Source organism: Vibrio sp., from assembly GCF_047973365.1.
Taxonomy (GTDB): domain Bacteria; phylum Pseudomonadota; class Gammaproteobacteria; order Enterobacterales; family Vibrionaceae; genus Vibrio.
On sequence record NZ_JBKEBW010000166.1, the window covers coordinates 1 to 4,340 of the forward strand.

Annotated in this window: 2 protein-coding genes and 1 pseudogene; 1 reads left to right on the plus strand and 2 read right to left on the minus strand. The window is 46.2% G+C overall.

The features are described from left to right. A partial coding sequence (locus ACK5MF_RS18965; protein ID WP_416919910.1) for an IS3 family transposase occupies window positions 1–218 on the plus strand: 218 nt, incomplete at its 5' end. A 576-nt stretch (window positions 219–794) separates the two neighbouring features. Here ACK5MF_RS18965 and polA read toward each other — a convergent pair. Both polA and ACK5MF_RS18975 read right to left on the minus strand, forming a co-directional pair. Continuing rightward, window positions 795–3,587 (minus strand): DNA polymerase I, encoded by a 2,793-nt coding sequence (gene polA, locus ACK5MF_RS18970; protein ID WP_416924077.1) that lies wholly within the window; start codon window positions 3,585–3,587, stop codon window positions 795–797. A gap of 577 nt (window positions 3,588–4,164) precedes the next feature. Further along, window positions 4,165–4,340, minus strand: a pseudogene (locus ACK5MF_RS18975) (group II intron reverse transcriptase/maturase); the annotation flags it as partial.

Here is a 4,340-nt window from a genome sequence, read left to right on the forward strand (position 1 = left end):
TGTCGAGAAAAGGAAACTGTTTAGATAATGCAGTGGCTGAAAACTTCTTCGCTTTACTCAAAACAGAGATGTATCACGGTCAAAGCTTCACTGATGCTGATGAACTGATTGCAAATATCGAAGAATATATAGAGTATTACAATACAAAACGGATTAAGGTGAAATTTAAAGGCCTGACTCCGATAGAATATCGAAATCAGGCCTTGCAAGCCGCTTAACAGAAATGTCCAACTTTATGGGGTCACTTCACTATGCGTGGGAATGCATATTTAACTCAAAGAAAGTCAGATTAACTACCTATTTCAGTAAGCTACTAAGCTACCAATAGAGTGTTAACTCTAGCCATTATCACTGTATTGTTCGATATAAAATTACAGAATTGACATTGGGATTCATAAAACAGAAAGCGATGAGTCGCCACTAGCGAGCGGGAAATCGACGATGTTTATCACAAGATGGGAGATTTTGTCGTAGGACATTTTGTAGCAGGAGAGTTTTTCTAGCGCACAAGAAAAAACGCCCCAGTCAAAAGGAGACTGGGGCGGCTGAATCAGCCTAATCCAATAACGTGAAACAAAAGGTCTGAAAGATAGAACATCTTACCTCTGTACCCTACGAGAGTTAATGTACAACAATCGTTCAGAGATGAAAACTGTTTTTGTAATTTTTTTTCATTAAATTTTTATTAAGCAACATAAACGCTTGAATTGCGTTTATTTTTTCGTAGATAAAAATAAAGCCAGCAATTGTGCGCTGGCTCATATTTATCCGGTATTTTGGGCAAAACAGTGTGATTAGTGTGCTTGATCCCAGTTGTCACCATGCCCGGCTTCAGCCACCAGTGGCACTTTAAGTTCAGCCGCCGATTCCATCAATTCTCGTACTTTACTTTCAATTTCGGATAAAGCCGTCTCTTCTACTTCAAACACCAGTTCATCGTGTACCTGCATCAGCAATTTCACGCGACCAGCGCCCTCTTGGCGGATCCATTCATCAACCGACAACATCGCTTTCTTGATGATGTCCGCAGCCGTACCTTGCATTGGTGCGTTAATCGCCGCACGCTCAGCCGCTTTGCGACGCATAGCGTTACGTGAAGTGATTTCAGGCAGATGAAGACGACGACCAAAGATGGTTTCGACATACCCCTGAGCAGCCGCGGCACTGCGTGTATCTTCCATGTATTGCATCACACCCGGGTAACGTTCGAAGTATTTGTCCATGTAAGTTTGCGCTTCACCACGCGCAATACCCAGTTGTTTCGCCAAACCAAAGGCGCTCATACCGTAGATCAAACCAAAGTTAACCGCTTTGGCTCGACGACGCTGTTCACTGGTGACCTGATCGATACTGATCCCCAAGATCTCCGCGGCTGTCGCGGCATGGATATCTTTACCCTGCTGGAATGCCTCCAACAACGCTTCATCACCAGACAAATGCGCCATGATGCGCAGTTCAATTTGTGAATAGTCGACCGCCATGATTTTCCAGCCATGCGGAGCAATGAACGCTTGGCGAATACGGCGCCCTTCTTCGTTACGAATGGGGATGTTCTGCAAGTTAGGATCGGTCGAAGACAGACGACCGGTCGCAGTTACCGCCTGATGGTACGAGGTATGTACGCGCCCGGTGGTCGGGTTAATCATCTTCGGCAGTTTGTCTGTGTAAGTCGATTTCAACTTAGCCAAACCACGATGTTGCAGAATCACCGCCGGAAGCGGGTAATCCAATGCCAACTCTTGCAATACTTCTTCGTTGGTTGACGGTGTGCCAGACGGTGTTTTCTTCACCACCGGCAGTTTCATTTGCTCGAACAGAATGGTTTGTAACTGTTTTGGTGAGCTGAGGTTGAACTCTTGACCGGCAATTTCAAACGCTTTCTTCTCTAGTTCATCAAGGCGTAGCGCAATTTCTTGTGACTGAGAACCCAGCAGCATGTCGTTGATCAACACGCCGGTACGCTCGATACGCGAGATCACTGGCACCAGTGGTATTTCGATATCACGATAGATAGGCAGCAGCTTTTCATCTTGCTCAATCAGTTTCCATAACCGATTGTGCAGGCGCAAAGTGACATCCGCATCTTCAGCCGCATAAGGCGCCGCTTGCTCTAAATCGATCTGGTTGAACGTCAGTTGATTTTTGCCCTTACCCGCTACTTGTTCAAACGAAATGCAACTGTGCTGCATAAAGCGCAGTGCCAGGCTGTCCATATCATGCTTACCACCGACGCTGTTATAAACGTAAGATGCCAGCATAGTATCGTGCGCAATGCCGCGCATCTCAATGCCATAGCGTGCTAATACGCTCGCATCGTATTTCAGGTTCTGGCCAACTTTATGTTTCGACTTATCTTCTAGAATCGGTTTTAGTTGCTCCAGTACCCAGTCACGACTGAGCTGCTGTGGTGCATCCAGATAATCGTGAGCAACCGGAACATATGCCGCCTCGCCTTCTGCTACCGCAAACGAGACGCCGACTAAGTTTGCCACCATGTAATCCAGGCTGTCGGTTTCGGTATCAAAAGCAAACAGCTCAGAAGATTGTAGTTTCTCCAGCCACAGGTTGAACGTGTCTTGATCGAGGATGGTTTGATATTGGCTACGGTCGATTTTCACCGCAGAAGTATCGGCTTGAGCAACAGAAGCGGAGCCAGCAGATGCAGTATCAGCGCTCTTCTCAACCGCTTCAACCACACCGGTACCGCCTTCCAGCAACTCAGATAACCAGGATTTGAATGCCATTTTGCCGTACAGCTCAATCAGAGCATCGCGGTCGGGCGTTTGCTTATGCAGCGACTCAGGGCTGTTTTCCAGTTCAACATCGAGCTTAATGGTTGCCAACTTATAAGACATGTACGCATTGTCGCGGTTGTCTGCGAGCTTTTGCGCCATGGTCTTAGAACCACGGAAGCCTAAGTCAGCAATTTTATCTAAATTCTCATACAGAGCATCCAGACCGCCGATACCTTGCAACAGCGCCGTTGCGGTTTTCTCACCCACACCCGGCACGCCCGGAATGTTATCGACTTTATCGCCCATCAGTGCGAGGTAATCGATGATAAGCTCAGGCGGAATACCAAACTTCTCAATCACGCCCTCTCTGTCCATCACCACATTAGTCATGGTGTTGATCAGCGTAACCTTGTCATCCACCAACTGCGCCATATCTTTATCGCCAGTACTGATCAGTACCGGCATACCCGCTTGCGAAGCTTGATATGCCAAGGTGCCGATAACGTCGTCCGCTTCGACACCTTCAATAGACAGCAGTGGCAAGCCCATGGCGCGAATGATGTTGTGAAGGGGTTCGATCTGACAGCGCAAATCGTCCGGCATTGGTGGACGATGGGCTTTGTATTCAGGGAACATTTCATCACGGAACGTTTTGCCTTTGGCATCAAAAATAACCGCAATGCGATCCGAAGCAAATTGACGCATCATAGAACGAACCATATTCACGACGCCGTAAACAGCGTTAGTTGGAATATCTCCATTACTCATGGTGCCTGGATAAGCGTGGAATGCACGATATAAATAGGAAGAGCCGTCGATCAAAATTAACGGGTTATCAGGAATGCGAGCCATAGTGTTGCTAGTCCAATGAGAAACAATTGGCGACTAGGATGCCACGACTGTGTTCAGGATTCTACACCCTTCCGACTTGGAGCTGCAGCCTTTATCTTTTGGTATAGGCACCTTGCAGACTCCAGTTCACGCTTTCGTTTAATTACCCACCAACAGACAAACAATTCTGTGGATAACTCTGTTTATAGATTTTATCCACTGGTTATTAACTTATAAAAACCAGTCGTCAAACCACATATAACATATTGTTTTATAACAATAATACAAAAGATCAAACTTTTCAAACACGATCATTCCCCGATCATCGATTGTGGAAAAGACACTCGCTGTCCTTTTAGTCATCTTGAGATCTGGATCTAAAATGTATGATTAAGTTTCATTCACTGACGCCAAAATCTTACACTTTAAGACATTTCCTACAACAAAAACTTGTCTTTGCACAACGCTGACAAAACAGAAACATATAAGACGGCACAACCCCTGTCAGCAGCGGTGGATAACTGGCATAATCGAGTAGGGTGAGGCGTTACCGCCTCATCCCTCTCACAGAACCGTACGTACGGACCTCGTATACGGCTCATGCATACTTCCATTCAGCATAATTGCTAAACACATACCCTGTTCCTACTTGCTCAAGATTTACCAACCCCAGTTCGTTGAACCATTGGTTTGGCATCGCATAACTGGCTAGAGGACTTTGCGCATTTCTCCAACTACTCATTCGGATAAATCTAAACGGCGGCTTATATCCAA